Here is a 17,508-nt window from a genome sequence, read left to right on the forward strand (position 1 = left end):
GAAACTATCCCGTTGGCGAACGTGACAGAGAGCGGGTGTCGTCGGCAATGAAGGCTGCATTCCTGACCAAGCCTTCATTTGAATGGGAAGCACTGTTCGGAGCGGCCAAGGCACCGGCCACGGCGCAGCGGTTTTCAAAGGAATGGCTCGCAGACCCCCACGCGCTGGCCTCGGGTCTGGTGCTTGAGGTCGATGACCCGCGCTATGGCAAGATGCGGCAGATGGGGAACGTGGCCTGGCTCGCCGGGGATGCGGGGGCTTTGCAAAAAAGCCCTGGGCCTGAACCGGACAGCGCCCCTCTATCCGACATACTGGCCGAGGTTCCCCGAACAGCCGCAGGTGGCGACGGAGAGGGCGGGTGGCTCGATGGACTAAAGGTGCTGGACCTGACTAACGTTATTGCCGGCCCGACCATCGGGTCAACTCTTGCCCGGTATGGAGCGCAGGTGACCTCGATTCAGCCAGTGGATCCTTCGGTTGATCCTTGGAATACGGTGGTCTTTGGGCTGCACGCGCATCGCGGAAAAAAGAGCGTTCTGCTAAACCTGCGCTCGGACGACGGTCAGTTGGCTTTACGGCGACTGATCGAGGCGTCGGATGTGATAACAATGAACGGTACCGACGAACAGCGTGACGCCTTGGGATTGAGCGAAGCGCAGCTGGCGGCTATCAACCCGCGGCTGATCTTGGTGCAGCTCGACGCCTTTGGGGGGCCGGCGCGCGGGCCGAAATCTGATCATCTGGGATATGACGATCTGGCGCAGGCGGCGACCGGGGTCATGGTACGCTTTGGCGGTGGTATGCAAACGCCCGAAGAACATGCGCATTTCGGAACCATCGACGTCCTGACCGGATTCTGTGCCTGTGTGGCACTTGGCGCGGCGCTGCTGCGACTCGAGAAAACTGGCAAAGGTGGCATCGCGCGTGCAGCGCTGGCCGGGGCAGGAAATCTGATTCAGGCCCAGTTGATGTATGACTTCGACGGGCGCGCAGCCTTCGACGAGCCTGCGGGGCGCGAGGCTCTGGGTTGGGGGCCGTTTTATCACTGCTACCGCGCGGCGGATGGTTGGATGTTCTTTGCTGCGCCATCCGAAGGGAGGGAGGCGCTGGCGCGCCTGCCGGAATTTGCTGATCTGGTCGCGATGCCCGAGGCAGAAATGGTGGCTGCAATTTCACAACAGTTCGCCACGCGCAACGTAGCCTACTGGTCGCAGGCATTTGCCGGAACTTCTAGCACCGTGATGCCACTGGGTTCGCTGCACGACACACGTGATGCAGTTCTGCAGCCGGAAAGTGATGACCGGATCGATCTGACCCGGGGAACCTTCAGTGTGATCCGGCATGACCAGCACCCTATGGGCCGCTGGTGTGATCTTGTGGCACCCAATGCGGTCCGTCCCGCGCGTGCGGCCATTACCATCCCCGGGCCGATGCCCAAATATGGAGCCGACACTCGCCTGGTTCTGGGCGAAATCGGCTTTTCCCGTAATCAGATCGACGCCATGATCGCCTCCGGTGCGATAGCGGAAAGCTGGTCCGGAAAGTACTTGCCGGAATAGGATGTCGAGATGACCCATTCGGAAACTTCAGGTCCTGCCACGACGCCCCGCACGCGGGCTAAGGCGCGGCACATCCTCGATAACTACTACATCGGCCCGTCGCGTGATGACGCGGTGCTCGAGATTTGGGGATATACTGACCGGATGACCTATGCCCCGGGTGACCGGGTGGCGCTGCGAGTGTCAACAACTGCGGAAACCTGGGATTTGGAAATTGGCCGGGACGGACAACGCTATGAGCCGCTGCTACGCGAGTCGGGGCTTGCGGGAATACACCAAGACACGCCGTCCGACTGTTCGGTAAAGGGGTGTGACTGGGATATCGCCTACGAATTCACCATCCCCGACGACTGGCGCGAGGGTGGTTACCTGATCACGTTCAGCGCCGAGTGTGACGGAGACAGGATCGAGGAACACCACCTGATCCTACTGCGCCGAGCACCCTCAAAGCCACCGACGCCTTACTTACTGGTTTGCGCCACCGGAACCTGGCTGGCCTACAATTGCTGGGGTGGATCAAACCACTACGAAGGGATTACCGGACCCAAAGGCAACGCGTTCTCCCCGATCGTCTCAACCCAACGCCCATGGACGCGGGGGTTCTGCAAGCTGCCGGAGGGTGCCCCTCGCGCAGTGCCAGAGGGTGCCCATGTCCCCGGCGGAATGGTGCGTTACCCCTATATGGAGTGGGCATACGCCTATGGCTATTCCAAGAAATACGCCTCAGCTGGCTGGGCCAGCTATGAACGGCATTTCGCCCGTTGGGCAGAGGCGCAGGGGTTCGAACTGGACTTTGCCACGCAGCACGATCTAGAGGCCGATCCGGAGTTGTTGCGCCGCCATAAATGCGTGATCTTTGTCGGCCATGATGAGTACTGGACCGCCAATATGCGCCATGCGGTGGATCGCTACGTCGATGGTGGAGGGCGGGTTGCTCGATTTGGCGGTAACTTCCTGTGGCAGACGCGGATCGAAGACGAGGGTAGGACCCAAATCTGTTACAAATATACAGCAGACCGCGATCCTCTGGTGGGGACGGATCAGGCGCATCTGGTCACTGCGGCCTGGGAGGTCGCCCCGGTGAATTGGCCGGGCACCAGGACATTCGGTGCAAGCGGACTGAAAGGTGTCTATGCTGGTCTGGGCCGCTGCGTGGGGCAGGGCAGCGGCGGTTACACCGTCTATCGACCGCAGCATTGGGCCTTCCGGAACACAGAGCTAGGGTATGGCGATCAACTGGGCGCAGGATCACGTATCTTTGGCTATGAGGTGGACGGCGTTGATTACCAGATGGAGGACGGTTTGCCCTTTGCTACCGGCAGCGATGGGGCTGATCAGGCGATACAGATACTGGCGCTGGGGCTCGCAACTAACGTGGAGCCATCACATGGGGTGTGGGGCGAGACGGCCTATATCGGTGACGCTGACGCGCAGTTCAAGGCACAGGCTGTGTTTGGTGAGGTTACGCCCGAGACCGTGGATCGCAGCGCTCGCGGCAATGGCGTGATCGTTCATTGGGTACGTGGCAAAGGCGAGGTGTTCAACGCGGCGACCTGTGAATGGGTCATGGGATTGACGCGCCGGGATTGGCAAGTTGAGCAAGTCACCCGTAACGTGTTGGAGAGGTTTGGGTGATCTTGAATATCCCTCGGTAGGTGCCGTCGACGCGAGGTGTTGAGAGGAAACCGCCTGTGATGACCAGACGTTAGGAAACAGCGATATCGCCAGAAAAGCTCTTGGTATCCCTGGAAGGCCCATTGTGATGGAGAACTGCAAGCTCTGGCGCGAAACTGCGGAGCGGATGAGTCTTCGGCACTTCGTGGTCCGGCAACAATTGGCTTTCGCCCCGAACATCTCGGCCTTACTTATCCCGAAGACGCGGATGTTCCTGCCCGTGTCGAATGAGTTGAAGCACTTGGGGCGGAAACACTGTAATACTCAAGTGCTGCGTTTCAAAGCCAACCCATAACTGTTCGGATCGAAGGGCATCACACTGTTGGTGAGGGCGATCAGATATTCATACACCTCGCTCGATCCTCGATACATATTTCTGCAAGGTGAAAGAGCCCACGCACAACAACCGTCACTTCGTAGCGAACCAGTGATCACCGAACTCAGGCATTTCAATGCAAATCTTAAGCTCGTTCCGGAAACCGGAATATCCGTTTCGGCTGCAAAGATCTAACAAGTCGATTGCCAATTCTCTTGCTTCAGAATGTCGGGATTCCTCCAGCAAAACATGGACCTCTGCCGTCAGCAGCCAGGCTTCAAACGCATCCATTTTCATCAACTGAGCCAGATTAAGACCCTTGTTGAGAACAGTCCGTGCTTCATCGAATTCGTGTTTTAGCGCAAGCAATCGAGCCAAAGGAGCAGCGGAAAAACAGCACAGCACATCGATTCCGGCCGAATCCGACGTTCGAAGCGCTTGTCTGAGAGCGGCTATTCCAGTGTCCAGCTCGCGCTTCATGCAAGACTGTATTCCTCGGGCGACAAGCGCAAAGCTTTGGTCATAGGCTTTCCCGGTTTCCTCGGCGATGCTAAGCGCAGTGCGAATATCCTTTTCACTTTCAGTGAACCGTCCGGCCATACTGTAAGCATTGGCCCGCGTCGCAATGCCCAAAACCGAGATCGAACCCGTGGTACCTATGTCCACAGTACGAAATGTCTCGGCAAAGAGGTTTTCGTGACGGTCTATTGCAGATACCGAGCTGAGATAATCCCCGTGAAACCAAGCGGCCTGGGCCAGAGCAAAGGCGGCCTTGGCTTGCAGCATCGTATCGCCAGACGTTTCGGCGTTTATCAATGCAAACTGCGACACTCTTATAGCATCCCGCACGTCCGAAAGAACCGAAAGCATGATCCCCTGGTCAATCTGCGAGGCGATACGGGACGATGTATCTCCGATCTTTTTGCACAAGTCCTCAGCCTCGCGCGAAATGCTCAGGATACGTTCGAAGTCCCCGCTGGCCACCAAAGATACACGCAAGCCCCTGCGCGCTTGCAGCCCCAGCTTGGCCACCAAAAATGCATCAGCCTCGTGACGGATCTTATCGATGCAGCGTAGAGCGTGTTCAAAGAATGATACGGCTGCCTCAAACGAATAGAGCTTGATCGACAACTCACCACAGTGGTTATAGGCATTTGCGGCGTCCAGCCAGAGTTCACCACCATCCGCATGACGGGCGACCGACTGCATGTGGTCGAGATTGTCGGTATCCCCATCCTTGTTCAAGGTTGAGAAAATGGTCCGGTGGTGTTTGTACCGCCGCAGCCTGGGAACACTGCGATAGCCGACTTTCTGGATCAGTGCGTGGCGGAACCGAATGGTTTGAGCATTTCCGCCCACCGCAAACTCGAGCAGACCCTGTTCAATCAGGCTGTAGACCCGCGCCTGCGCATCTTGGAACTCACTTTGAAGGGTGTTGAACAATACGTCCCGGTTCCATTGCATTCCGCCGACAGCAACGATCTGCAACGCCTTTCGATCTTCAAGATCAAGTGCATCGATACGCGAGGCAATCAAAGGCTGCACTCTTATGGGGATGTCGAACTCATCCACAGTATCGGGAAGCTTGTTGGGATGTTTATCATCGTCCAGGCGGTCGCGGATATTGTACACAAACTCTTCGACAAACAGCGGAGTTCGGTCACTCAATTCCTCGATGTATCCGGCGACAAGCTGATCGACGCCACTGTTATCAAGCAGCAATCTGATCAGGTTTTTGCAAGCCGCAGCTTCCAATGGGGGTACGTGGATGACGTCCAACAAAGGTTTTGGTCCGGATGAAACGAAATCTGCATTGCGTGACGTCAACAGGATCAGGACGCGCTGTGCCGCAATTTTGTCCAGCAGAGTGTCTACTACGTCCAGCGTACCTTTGTCGGCCCAGTGCAGATCTTCAACAATCAGCACCATTGGCGCCCCGGATCCAAGAGCCAAAACGAGCCGCGCAAGCGCATCGACCAGAAGCTTTCTGCGGTGCAAATGGTCGGCCACACCCATCTCGGATTGTGGCTGAACTCGCGTGAATAACGAAAACAGCTCTTGTCTTGTTGCTTCGCCGAGATCACGAAGGCTTGCCAACACGTTAGACAGTCTGGCTTCTAGCCCGATTTTGGATGTGGGATCAGAGTATTGAAGATAGGACGTAATCGCGCGCGTAATCGGCAGAAACGCAGCTTCCTGATCCAGTGATGTACAATTGAATTCCAGCGTTTCGTGTTTGCCAAGGAAAGCGCTGTCGGCGAACTCATGCAACAATCGGGACTTTCCAATTCCCGCGGTTCCTATGAGCAAAGCTGCATTGCCCTGACCGGAACGGATCGTGTTCCAGGCGTCGAACATACGTTCCAGTTCTTGCGCTCTGCCGACAAACGGCGACCTGCCCCTTCGGATACGTGAACGCCACCGCGAGACCTGTTTTTTACGCGCCCGTATCTCGTACAATCTAATGGGTTCCGCCTGATTGCCGAGTTCAAGCTCGCCGACAGGTTCGTGTTCGAATACCCCACCCGCGTGTTCGATCACTGCACCGGAAACAGTAACTACGTTGTGACGGGCACGGCTTTCGATCGTGCTGGCAATATTCATGACTGGGCCAAGGAATGCTTGCTCTTCACCCAGCGTGTGCTGGAGATGACTCACCAACAGTTCGCCACAGTGCAGCCCAATCCGAATATCTGGCTGCGCGCCGTCCATTTTCGACAGGTTTTGGATGATTTCCAGAGCGCTTGCGATTGCCTTGATCGCATGATCTTCATCTGCATCAGGCGCCCCAAAAACTGCCAGGGCTCCATCACCGGTAAATAGTGTCGTCGCGCCATGACTCTCACAGGTCGACATCATCAGCTCAATTGCTGGTCCAAGGTGGTCAACAGCATCTTCGGGATCGAGAGAGCCGATCATCATTGTAGATTTGACTATGTCAGCGAACATGACAGTGCACATTTTGCGCTCTGTCGGTTCTATCTGAACGTTGCCTGTCATTCTGTCAAAGTCCTGTTAAAATGTACAACTTCGCTACGTTAAAAATTCTTGTAGATTATAGCACCTTAAAGATCTGGCCCGCAGGCCTTTCGATAAACCCGACGATTGAAATTAATTGAAACGTCATGGTTAATGGACTAGCCGTATACAAATATTAATAAGAGGGATTGACGTGACAGACAAACATAAACACGGATTAACGCTTGAAGATGTTCAGATGATCATTGGTCGAGGCGTTCTTGATGAATCTTTTCGTAAGGAATTTATTGCTGACCCAGAAGACGTCGTTAAACGTCTGGGCATCTCTGTTGATGAGGACGGTAGCGCGGTTGACCTGCTGAAAGCGATCAGCGCTGTCTTCGATGGTCGCGCCGATGTACAGGCTGCCATGTCCGATATCAGGAAAGCATACGAAGTGTCTTCGGACGGTGTGATCCGGCCTCGCTGCGCCTGACGCGCAATGACAGAAACGGCACTCAGCCCGACACTTGATGCAGGCGCGGAACATCATCGTCTGTGTCTGGTGTCGATGCCGTTTTCATCGCTTCAGCATCCTGGCCTGGGGCTGGCGTTGCTTGCACAACTGGCCCGCAGAGCAGGTGCCCGGACAAGCGAAAAGTTCTTTAGCTTTGATTTCGCAGAACTCATTGGGCTGGATCGCTATTCGCTTTTATCGGACGGAAGGTATTATCAGGCGCTTTTGGGCGAATGGGTTTTCAGTGACCTGATCTATCCCCGGAGTGAAGCCGTTGCCTTTGAGTATCTGACGACGGTTCTGGCTGATCACGTGTCAGGTGTGGAATGGCTGACCGTGATGCAAGACGCCATTTCGGCCCGCGAACAGGTCGGTGCCTTTGTGGACAGGTGCGCCGAAGAAATCCTTCAGGACAAACCGACCGTAGTTGGCATCACATCGTCGTTTCAGCAAGTGATGTCTTCATTGGCCATCGCCAAGGCTGTACGCCGGCGATCTGAGGATGTCGTGATCGTGATGGGCGGTGCAAATTGCGAAGGGCCGCTCGGTCAGGCCCTGTTGCAAGCCCACCCTGAACTGGACGCAGTCTGCATTGGTGAGGGAGATGAGGCATTCCCCGATTTTCTCGGTGTATTGCGGTCGCGTGATGATCTGCCAAATGTGCCGGGCATACTGACGCAATTACAAAAGACGCGGCCGCTCAAAGATGCGACGGCCCCTCTGGTCACCGATCTGGATGCGCTGCCTGTCCCGGACTTCACCTCGTTTTTTGATAGGTTTAACAATACGCCCGGTTTGCCGGATCTGTTCAAACCATCGGCGACAATTGAAACCTCTCGTGGATGCTGGTGGGGTGCCAAACACCATTGCACATTCTGTGGCCTCAACGGCCAGTCCATGACCTATCGCAGCAAATCTGCTGATCGGGCATTTGCAGAGTTTAGTGAGCTGGCCGATTTGTATGGCCCGGACCTTGTTGTGGTCGACAACATTCTGGACCATCGCTATCTCAGGACGCTTATTCCTAAATTGGCGCAGGATGAACGCCCGTTTCTGATGCACTATGAGGTCAAATCCAACCTTTCACCTGCCGTGATTGCCTCTTTGGCAGACGGAGGTGTCAGAAAGGTTCAGCCGGGGATCGAAACATTTGATACGAAAACCCTGACGCATATGCGCAAAGGCGTGTCTGGGATTCAGAACATTCAGACTCTGAAACTTTGTGCCGAAGCCGGTGTGTTTGTCGAATGGTGTTTCCTGTTCGGATTCCCGGGTGAAAATCCCGAAGGTTTTGAACGTATGGCGCACCTGATACCGCACCTACACCACCTGCAACCTCCGGGCTCGGTCGGCCCCGTCCGGGCTGATCGCTTCAGCCCTTACTACGACTATCCCGAAGCCTATGGCATTCAGGTTCGACCGGCAACGCCCTATAAATATATCTTTGATGTTCCAAAAGAGGATCTCACACAGTTTTCCTATCACTTTGACATCGTTGATAAATCAGACACCACAGCGCAGAACCGCGCAGAACCCACACTCAAGGCGCTGACGGTTTGGCAGAACGATGCCGGCTCTGCCGAGCTGTATCTGGACAAGGATGTTGTGATTGACACACGGAGCCGAGATCAGCGAATTGAGCATCAGCTATCGCCCACAGATTGTGCGGTCCTGGCGCATGCCTCCACTATTGTTGGGGCCACTCAATTGGAGGAGCGTGTAGCCCCTCAATTTGGCCGGAATTCAGTGCGCAAAGCGGTTGAGCGGTTGTGTGAGCTTAACCTGCTGACTGTCGAACAAGACGCTTTACTGTCGCTTGTGCTCAGGACGCCTGGTTTCACGCGAGCCCCCGATTGGAGTGTTATTCGGAACAGTCCGCACCTGGCTTTTGCTGTGCAGCGACGCGAAGATTTTGTCTGATAAGGGCTTGTTATATTTTGGTTTCTCTAACCGCAGCAAGGATGAATTGCCAAGTTCGCCACGGCGTGTCTCAGATCATTTTTGGTATGCATCTATCAGAGGCTTGGTGGATCGGTCGTTCTACAGAGCTATAATCTCGGACTTTCGGATTTTTGTCGGGATCGCTGGATGAGTTCGTCCCGTATCACGCCGATCCGGACTTTCAGCTAATTTGCGACATAGCCTGTGAAAGCGCGAACGCTGCCGACGGCCAGACTGCAAACAAATCAATCGGTCCTGAATCTATGCAGTTCACCAAACTATGGTTAGAGTTACCTGTATGAATTAGCCGAGATTTATTATGCAAACCAATTCTATTTCCCGTCGGTTTTTCCTTGGATCTGCGACCGCCTCGCTGGTCGGTATGCCTCTGACGGCGTATGCCCAGACGCCATCGCCGTCTCAAATGGCGGGCATTGCGGTGCCGCCTGGTCAGATTGCGACCGCAATCGCGGCACTGGATGAAATCGTTGCCGAGATCATGGCGCGTAGCGGTATCCCTGGCGTTTCCGTCGCGGTCGTGCACAAGGGTGAAACAGTTTTGACCAACGGTTACGGTCTGCGTCGCGTGGGGGCATCGGATACTATCAACCCGGACACCGTGTTTCAGATCGCTTCCGTATCAAAATCAGTCGGGGCCACAGTGGTTGCGCAGCAAGTGGGGCAAGGAGTTGTTTCCTGGGACAGCCCCATGCATGAACTCTTGCCATGGTTTCGTCTGTCGGACCCGGCGCGAAGTGAGTTGTTGACCATTGGGGACCTGTACAGTCACAGGTCCGGTCTGCCAGATCACGCAGGCGATGATTTGGAAGATCTGGGCTTTGACCGCACAACGATACTGGAGCATCTGAGGTTGCTGCCGCTCGCTCCATTTCGGACATCTTACGCCTATACCAATTTCGGCCTCACCGCCGCCGCTGAAGCAGTAGCGGAAAAAGCGGGGATCGATTGGGCAACGTTGTCTGAGCAGGCGATTTACCAGCCGCTTGGCATGACGCGTACAAGTTCGCGTTTCGCTGACTACATGGCGGTCACTGACCGGGCCATTCCTCATACGCCCAGCGATGGAGTGTTTCTCCCGCAGTTTCAGCGTATGCCTGACGCGCAGTCGCCAGCAGGTGGTGTCAGTTCGTCTGCCAACGATATGGCCAGATGGATGCAGTTGATTCTGGCAAATGGCCGTTACGGTGACGATCAGATAATTCCGCCCGAGGCCCTGCTTCCTGCGATCAGTCCGCAAACCGTATCTTCACCACCTACATCCCCAGACAGCCGCGCCGGGTTCTATGGGTTTGGCTTCAATGTCAGCACCGAACCTTCCGGGCGAATAAAACTCAGCCACTCCGGGGCCTTTGTAATGGGCACGGGCACCTGCTTCTCTCTCATTCCCTCTTTAGATCTTGGCATCGTCGTATTGTCGAATGCATCTCCGGTAGGGGCGGTGGAATCCATCGCAGCGGAATTCACCGATCTGGCTCAGTTTGGAAATCAGACCCGCGATTGGTATGCAGGCTATTCTCAATTGTTCAAACCGTTCTTTGACCCACTCGGACATACTGTGGGCGTTTTTCCCCCTGTCGACGCGGCCGTTCTTCTGAATTTCGAAACCGCTGTCGGCAAGTACAGCCACCCATATTTTGGGACTGTGGAGATTCAGGCGACGGGAGAGCAATTGGTATTGTTAGTTGGACCGCATTCGCAGGATTACCTGCTGCAACCGTGGGACGGAGCCACCATGGTTTTCGACTTTGTTACGGAAAACGCTCCACCCGGATCGCGCTCAATGCTGACATTCGAAGATCTAGCGAGTGGCAAAGCGGGAAGTATCGTAGTTGAGCTGTTTGGTGAACACGAACCTTCTCGTTTCATCCGTGTCTGACTCTGTTTCCTGATAGCGTTGTTTAATGTCCGTCGTATACCTGCCCATCGACCGGCTTAAGGCAGACCTCTGTTCCGATTTTGCACAGAACCGCCTCTCGTTGGTCAGGCATTAACCCTAACTGCCACTAGGTGGTATTGGGCTTGTAGGATTGGTGGTCGGCTTTGAGTGCCGTTCGAGAATTTCGCAAACATTCGCGAGCGGGGCTGATCTACTCTGATCCAAACAACAGCCATTCTGACTTTCGGTGTTGACGCTGATCGCCGGAAGCTCGCTTGTTATTGATCAAAAGAAAGCAAGTTAGAAAGTTTCTTTGCCCCTCGCTGTAAAGTTTCCAGAAACAGAACTAACCCATCTACGTCATGCCTCTGAGTTGGAGCGTGTACCGACAAAGTAGCAACGAGACGTTTATTGGCGTCAAAAATTGGAACTGCAATGGCAGACATCCCAAGCATGAACTCTTCGTTGTCTGTGGAGTAACCGTTTTGGGAGATAAGGGTAATCTCATCTCGCAGCGCTTTGGGCCTCGTCAAGGTATGGTCGGTTTGGGGAAGTAATTTTCGAGCCGACAGGTAGCCATCAAGCGTCTTCTGGCGAAGGGTTGAGAGGTACATCTTTCCGCTTGCCGTGCAATGAAAAGGTACTTGGGTGCCAATTGGCAACTGAATTCGAAGTGGCCACTTTGTTTCGACCCGGTCGAGATAAATCATACCCTCCCGGTCGGGGATGGCGAGGTTGCAGGTTTCTCCTACTTCGTCGGCAATGCCACGCAAAATCGCAAGCCGCGCGGTGCGCAGGTGTTCTGCCGACATTGTGTTGACCGACAGCTGGCGCAAGCGCGGACCGGGCCCGTAGGATCTGCCATCCAGATCGCGTTGAAGAAACCCTTCAGCTTCGGCGGTTTGAAGCAGCCTGTGAATTGTCGGTTTCGCAAGACCGAGCGTATCAACTAACTCTGCCGGTTTGACGGGAACACCGCGCCTTGCCACTTCTTCTAGGATCAGAAGTAACCGCAAGTTCGTGGGAATTTGGGTTTCACGTTGTGATGCGTCCGTAGATACCATCCCGTTACATTCTAGTTGTTTGGTAGTAGGATCAAGGCCAGATCAGGTACCAAAGAGACTAAAATCCATACCGAAAGCAGCGCTGCGAGATACGGAACTGTGTATCTGAGCAGGCGGAAATACGGCACACCCGTCACGCCAGATGCAACATAGAGATTCAGGCCATATGGTGGGGTGATGAAACCGATCGAGGCGCCAACGAGGAAGATGACCGAGAAGTGAATCGGATCAATCCCGACAGAGGCCGCAATAGGGGCAAGGATTGGTGCAAGGATGATCGTGACAGGTAAGCTCTCCAGCACCATTCCCGAGAAGAATACAATCACCATCGATGTAAACAGAACTGCGTGATAGCCGCCCATTGAGGTCACGAAATCGCCAATAGTCTGCTGGGCGCCGAGCAGGGACAGAATTTGCTGCATGACGACAGAAATGGCGATCAAGGGGGCCAGAATTCCCGTGATTTGTGCAGACCGGATCACGATCGAGGGGATTTCAGGGATCGTGAAACCTTCGACGACCAGCATTTCTGCATAGGTTTTTTCAGAGGGTGAAATATCGCCGCGAGCACCCATAATGCGATTAATCGGATAGCTGACCAATCCGGCAATCACGCAAAACCCGACAGTTACACCAGCCGCCTCGGTCGGAGAGAACTTGCCAGTGTAGATGCCCCACAAGACCAGCCCGATCGCAAAGAAACCAAGCCAGGCACCGAAAGCAGTTTTGAGAACTCGGTTCAGCTGCAAAGGGATCAGGTGACCCCAGCCGTTGATCCGGCAGATGATCCAGCATGCAAACTGCATGCCGAACACCATCAGTGCACCTGGAAGGATGCCAGCTACAAACAGCTCGGAGATTGGCAGGTTCATCAGGAAACCGTAGACGATGAATATGATCGACGGTGGGATAATGATCCCAACGGTGCCACCAGCTGCTGCAGTTGCGGCACTGAAACGTTCGTCGTATCCGCCTTTGACCATCTCGGGGTGTAACATTGACCCGATTGTCGCGGTAGTCGCAGAGTTCGATCCAGAGATCGCAGCAAACAGCCCGCAGGCCCCCAACGAAGCCATCGCCAACCCGCCGCGTATCCAGCCCAGACAGGCATAGGCAAAATCGCTAAGCCGTCGGGCAATGCCAGATTTGTTGATCAGGTCGCCTGTCAGGATGAACAACGGCATAGCCAGCAGGGCAAATCCTTTGTTGAAAACATTGAGCAGCTCGGCGCCCATGTTGTCGAGTGTCAGTCCCAAAACGAATGAGCAACCGATCACCCAATAGCCGATAACCAGCAGCACCGGCACGCCCAGCATAAACAGAAACGTGACCCCCAGAGAGATCAGAGTGACCCATGTACCGTCTGTCATCAGTCTGCTCCTATCACGGCCTGCTTGATCAGCGGCTCGCCGGTTTTCCAGTTGTTGAGATCATCTGCTAGGTTTTGAAAAACGCGCCCGACCATCAGGAAGAATGAAAGCGGGGCGGCCAGCAGGAACCACCACTGCATGATGTTGTCGGTCCCAAGCACGATCTGAAAATTCGAGGCGGACAGCGCAACCAGTCGCGACGTGGTCACAATGACGATCACCGCAAAAATGAACCACAGGACGGCATCGAGTATCAGGCAGGCCAACTGCCCGCTTCGCGGCATCGCCGTGCGGAATTCGCTGAAACTTAGATGGGTGCGCAGGCGCACATTATAGGAGGCACCAAACCAGGCCATCACCATGAACAGAAGTGGAGGAATGGTGGTGGACCAGGGTTCCTGATCATTGAAGACGAACCGGTCGATCACGCCCCAAAAGATGATCAATGCGATGGCGAGGTAGGAATATACCATAACCGAACGCTCAAGATGGCGTTCGATAAAGGGCACCTTGCGATAGATCAGCATCACCAGAAAGCCGCCTAAGGCTGCAACAATCGTGCCGACAATCCAAGCGGCATCAGATTCCAAGGCGATTTGAATCTCGAATGAATCGCGAGTGAGCAAGGCGCTGAAAATAGCGCCGATATCTGCCCATAATGACATGAACCCCGTCCTCCCAGTCGGTGTTTGAATGAGCCGGCCCTTTTGAGGCCGGCTCGCTCAGATTAATCAGGCTTGGCCCATCCACCAACGGCGTGGTTCAACATTTTCCGGCAAGGTGTCTGCGGGGATCTCGCGCGCGATGTCGTAGATCTCCTGGTAGGTGTCGATACCACCGGCCCACTTGTTGAGGCGTTCGCGCCACTGTGCCCACGGTTCAGGGTTGTAGTTCGGGGCGCACATCTCTTCGGCCAGTTTGATCTGATCATCGGGCAGGAAGGCCGGACGAACGCCGTTTTCGGCGAAGATCGTGTTGGGAAGCTGGGGCTCCGAGAAACCGACCGTGTTCAAAAGCGCAGCTTCGTTCGCGCCTTGGATGAGGGCTTGTGTGAAATACGACGACTCCATCACTGCATCCTGAAGTTCGCCTCCGAGGCTATCGAACACTTTTGCCGACATCGACGTATGCTCGGTTCCGCAGAAGAACTTGAGGTTTACTGACTGCGAAACCACAGGCGCCATATTGGCGTAGGCAACAGCCGATGCCCACGTTTCGGCACCATCGATCAGGCCGGTTTTAAGAGCGTCCAGTGTTTCTTCCCACGCAACCGGAACCGGGTTCAGGTTCAGAAGCTGCATGGCGATCCGGCCAAGCTGTGTGCCTGTCACGCGGTTCTTTGTGCCAAATAGCTCTTCCAGTTTGGTAACGGTCGGCTTGTCAGCAAAGGTCGAGCCCATTTGCAGGCCGCGCAGTTCGCAGTGGGTGAACAGAAATTTCAGCCCATGCCGTTTTTCAAGTGGCTCACGCAGGATGCGCTGGCTCGCCGGGCTATAGAAGAAGTGGTACTGAGCTGCACGGCTGGGGAACATATAGGCATAGTCCAGCACGTTCAGATAAGGTGCGCCACCAGCCGAGTTCTGGGTCGAGGCCGCATAGATGTCGACGATTCCCTGCTGTGTCTTCTCCACACAACTCAGCTGTCCACAAATCTGGTTGTCACCGATGAACTCGATGCGAATCTCGCCATCGGTGCGCTCTTCCAGGTCGCGAGCGAACTCGATAGCGCCCGCCCGCTCGATCAACAGGTTGCGGGTGTTGAAGCCGGACGCACCGAATTTCAGTGTGTGCTTTGGTTCTTTCGAGAACCGTTTTTCGTAAGTTGATTCAGCTGCTTGCGCGAGATTGGCCAGACTCATCGCCCCGCCGAATCCACCTGCGGCCAGCAGCGTCGAGCTCATGCCATAGCGTCCAGCCACACGGAAAAAATCCCGCCTTGAAATACCGCTTAGTTTCTTACCGATCTCCATTGCTTACCTCCCTGATCGCAATTAATGAGACTTTTTGTATCAAAAAATGCTAGTATAGTTCCGGCAATTTGCATAGGGTTTTTTTCAGTGACCTTGGGAGGAGACCATCATGGAGGTAGATTATGCAGTTGTCGGAGCCGGTTCTTCGGGCTGTGTCATCGCCAACCGACTGAGTGCCGATTCTCAGACGACGGTCGCCTTGCTTGAGGCAGGAGGACCGGACACCAATCCGTGGATTCACATTCCCGTCGGCTACTTCAAGACCATGCATAACCCTTCTCTCGACTGGTGTTATCGCACCGAACCGGATCCGGGTCTAAACGGACGATCGATAGACTGGCCGCGTGGTAAGGTGCTGGGCGGGTCATCTTCGCTGAACGGGTTGCTTTATGTTCGTGGCCAGAAAGAAGATTATGATCGTTGGCGCCAAATGGGTAACACGGGATGGGGTTGGGATGACGTGTTGCCCCTGTTCAAACGTAGCGAAGATCAGGAGCGCGGGGAGGACGATTTCCATGGAATCGGCGGCCCGCTCTCGGTTTCCAACATGCGGATTCAGCGACCAATCTGTGACGCGTGGGTCACCGCCGCGCAGGCTGCGGGATATCCGTTCAATCCTGACTACAACGGTGAAAGGCAGGAGGGTGTTGGCTACTTTCAGCTAACTACGCGAAACGGTCGCAGGTGCAGTGCCGCCGTTGCTTATTTGAAACCTGTTAGAAACAGGAAAAACCTGAATATCATGACACATGCCTTGGTCAGTCGCATCGTGCTGGACGGCAAAAAGGCCACAGGGCTTGTGTATCGAGACCGCGCAGGGAATGAGAAAACGATAAAAGTCCGTCGTGAAATCATCTTGTCCGGCGGGGCTATAAACTCTCCACAGATCCTGATGTTGTCCGGCATCGGAGACCCCGAACACCTGAAGGAAAACGGAATCGAGCCCGTGCACGCGCTGCCCGGTGTCGGGAAAGGTTTGCAGGATCATTTGCAAGCGCGTCTGGTGTTCAAGTGTAATGAGCCCACGCTGAATGACGAAGTGCGCAGCCTGTTCAATCAGGCTCGTATTGCTCTGAAATACGCATTGTTCCGGGCAGGTCCGATGACAATGGCGGCCAGCCTTGCAACAGGATTTCTGAAGACCAGACCTGAGGTGGAAACGCCTGACATTCAGTTTCATGTGCAACCATGGTCTGCAGACAGCCCGGGTGAGGGCGTGCATCCGTTTTCGGCCTTCACGATGTCGGTCTGTCAGCTTCGCCCCCAGAGCAGGGGAGAGTTGCGTCTGAATGGTCCAGACCCTACTCAACACGTGAAGATTATCCCGAACTACCTGTCTACCGAAGTTGACTGTCGCACCATCGTTGATGGAGTGAATATTGCACGCAAGATCGCGCGTCATAATCCGCTTGCGTCAAAAATTTCGGAAGAGTTTAGGCCGACAGCCGAACTATCCACTGACGACTACAGTGGAACCCTGGATTGGGCGAGATCTAATTCTGTTTCGATTTATCATCCCACCGGCACCTGTGCGATGGGGTCGTCCGACAGATCAGTCGTAGATTCCAGTCTAAAGGTGCACGGACTCGAAAACCTGCGGGTTGCCGACTGCTCAATAATGCCGGAAATCGTTAGTGGGAACACCAATGCCCCAGCTATCATGATTGGAGAGAAAGCAAGCGAACTGCTTTCTGACAGGGCTTAGGTGTGTCGTCCTGACATTACCTTGAACTGGTTTGCATTGTCGCTGCAGATCAGGGAATTCCTCTGCTCATCGCGGCGACAGTTAATGCAGTGCATCGCGACCAGCAGAATGTCGGGCGAGCTGTCGCTTTGCATTTTCCTGCGTTCAATAAGCGTTAAAAAGCTCAGATTGATGGTCGCCTGATCAAATCGGATGAACGCATGCCGCTTTCCTAACTTGTTGAACCGCTGGCCGATTACTCTGGCTAGGGGTTTCGAAAATAGCTTTAACCGCTGGAGCCATTTCCGTTATGTGAGGTTTCGACTGATCTGCGACACCAACCAACCTTTTATTGATCTGGCCAAGAGTTTCCTGCCTTTGCTCTGCATGGCAGGTGCATAGCTCCAATAGAGGTCGCTGACAGGGTCGTTAGCGCGCTTTCGATGGCCTTGTGCACTCTCGTTTCCCGGATATCTCAACACCGTGTTGAAATTTCGTCTGAAAATAAGGCCTCGAACGGGTGTTCAGAACGCCCGAGTTTTGTATGAAATAGGAAAG

General features: G+C 54.7%; 11 protein-coding genes. 6 read left to right on the forward strand and 5 right to left on the reverse strand.

The window, feature by feature from the left end:
* Nucleotides 1-1,559: CoA transferase (locus tag E1297_RS38460; protein WP_196223498.1), on the forward strand; the 1,559-nt coding region annotated here is incomplete at its 5' end.
* Between the two features lie 9 nt (nucleotides 1,560-1,568).
* Nucleotides 1,569-3,194: a N,N-dimethylformamidase beta subunit family domain-containing protein gene (locus tag E1297_RS38465; protein WP_155147630.1), complete on the forward strand. Its 1,626-nt coding sequence runs from the start codon at nucleotides 1,569-1,571 to the stop codon at nucleotides 3,192-3,194.
* 448 nt (nucleotides 3,195-3,642) lie between these two features.
* Here E1297_RS38465 and E1297_RS38470 read toward each other — a convergent pair whose 3' ends face one another.
* The gene (locus tag E1297_RS38470; RefSeq protein WP_155147631.1) at nucleotides 3,643-6,549 is read right to left on the reverse strand and encodes an AAA family ATPase; all 2,907 of its coding nucleotides are present in this window, start codon (nucleotides 6,547-6,549) and stop codon (nucleotides 3,643-3,645) included.
* 172 nt (nucleotides 6,550-6,721) lie between these two features.
* Between E1297_RS38470 and E1297_RS38475 the strand changes: the two genes are divergently transcribed.
* The 3 genes from E1297_RS38475 to E1297_RS38485 all read left to right on the forward strand — a co-directional run bounded on the left by E1297_RS38475 (nucleotide 6,722) and on the right by E1297_RS38485 (nucleotide 10,862).
* On the forward strand, nucleotides 6,722-7,003 hold the full coding sequence (locus E1297_RS38475) for a hypothetical protein (RefSeq protein WP_155147633.1): 282 nt from the start codon (nucleotides 6,722-6,724) through the stop codon (nucleotides 7,001-7,003).
* Nucleotides 7,004-7,009: 6 nt separating this feature from the next.
* A complete protein-coding gene (locus tag E1297_RS38480; RefSeq protein WP_155147635.1) occupies nucleotides 7,010-8,944 on the forward strand; it encodes a RiPP maturation radical SAM C-methyltransferase in 1,935 nt (644 codons plus the stop codon).
* Between the two features lie 340 nt (nucleotides 8,945-9,284).
* On the forward strand, nucleotides 9,285-10,862 hold the full coding sequence (locus tag E1297_RS38485) for a serine hydrolase (RefSeq protein ID WP_155147638.1): 1,578 nt from the start codon (nucleotides 9,285-9,287) through the stop codon (nucleotides 10,860-10,862).
* A gap of 278 nt (nucleotides 10,863-11,140) precedes the next feature.
* On the opposite strand, the gene E1297_RS38490 is transcribed toward E1297_RS38485, so the two are convergent.
* The 4 genes from E1297_RS38490 to E1297_RS38505 all read right to left on the reverse strand — a co-directional run bounded on the left by E1297_RS38490 (nucleotide 11,141) and on the right by E1297_RS38505 (nucleotide 15,266).
* A complete protein-coding gene (locus tag E1297_RS38490; RefSeq protein WP_155147640.1) occupies nucleotides 11,141-11,926 on the reverse strand; it encodes an IclR family transcriptional regulator in 786 nt (261 codons plus the stop codon).
* Nucleotides 11,927-11,937: 11 nt separating this feature from the next.
* On the reverse strand, nucleotides 11,938-13,296 hold the full coding sequence (locus E1297_RS38495) for a TRAP transporter large permease (RefSeq protein WP_155147642.1): 1,359 nt from the start codon (nucleotides 13,294-13,296) through the stop codon (nucleotides 11,938-11,940).
* Entirely contained in the window at nucleotides 13,296-13,961 is a 666-nt protein-coding gene (locus E1297_RS38500) for a TRAP transporter small permease (protein ID WP_155147644.1), read from the reverse strand. Before E1297_RS38500 ends, E1297_RS38495 begins: the two co-directional genes overlap by 1 nt.
* A 66-nt stretch (nucleotides 13,962-14,027) precedes the next feature.
* Nucleotides 14,028-15,266 (reverse strand): TRAP transporter substrate-binding protein, encoded by a 1,239-nt coding sequence (locus E1297_RS38505; protein WP_155147646.1) that lies wholly within the window; start codon nucleotides 15,264-15,266, stop codon nucleotides 14,028-14,030.
* 109 nt (nucleotides 15,267-15,375) lie between these two features.
* On the opposite strand from E1297_RS38505, the gene E1297_RS38510 reads away from it, so the two are divergent.
* A complete protein-coding gene (locus E1297_RS38510) occupies nucleotides 15,376-16,971 on the forward strand; it encodes a GMC family oxidoreductase (protein WP_155147648.1) in 1,596 nt (531 codons plus the stop codon).
* The last annotated feature ends 537 nt before the right edge of the window (nucleotides 16,972-17,508 follow it).

It is taken from the genome of Roseibium sp. RKSG952, assembly GCF_009711355.1.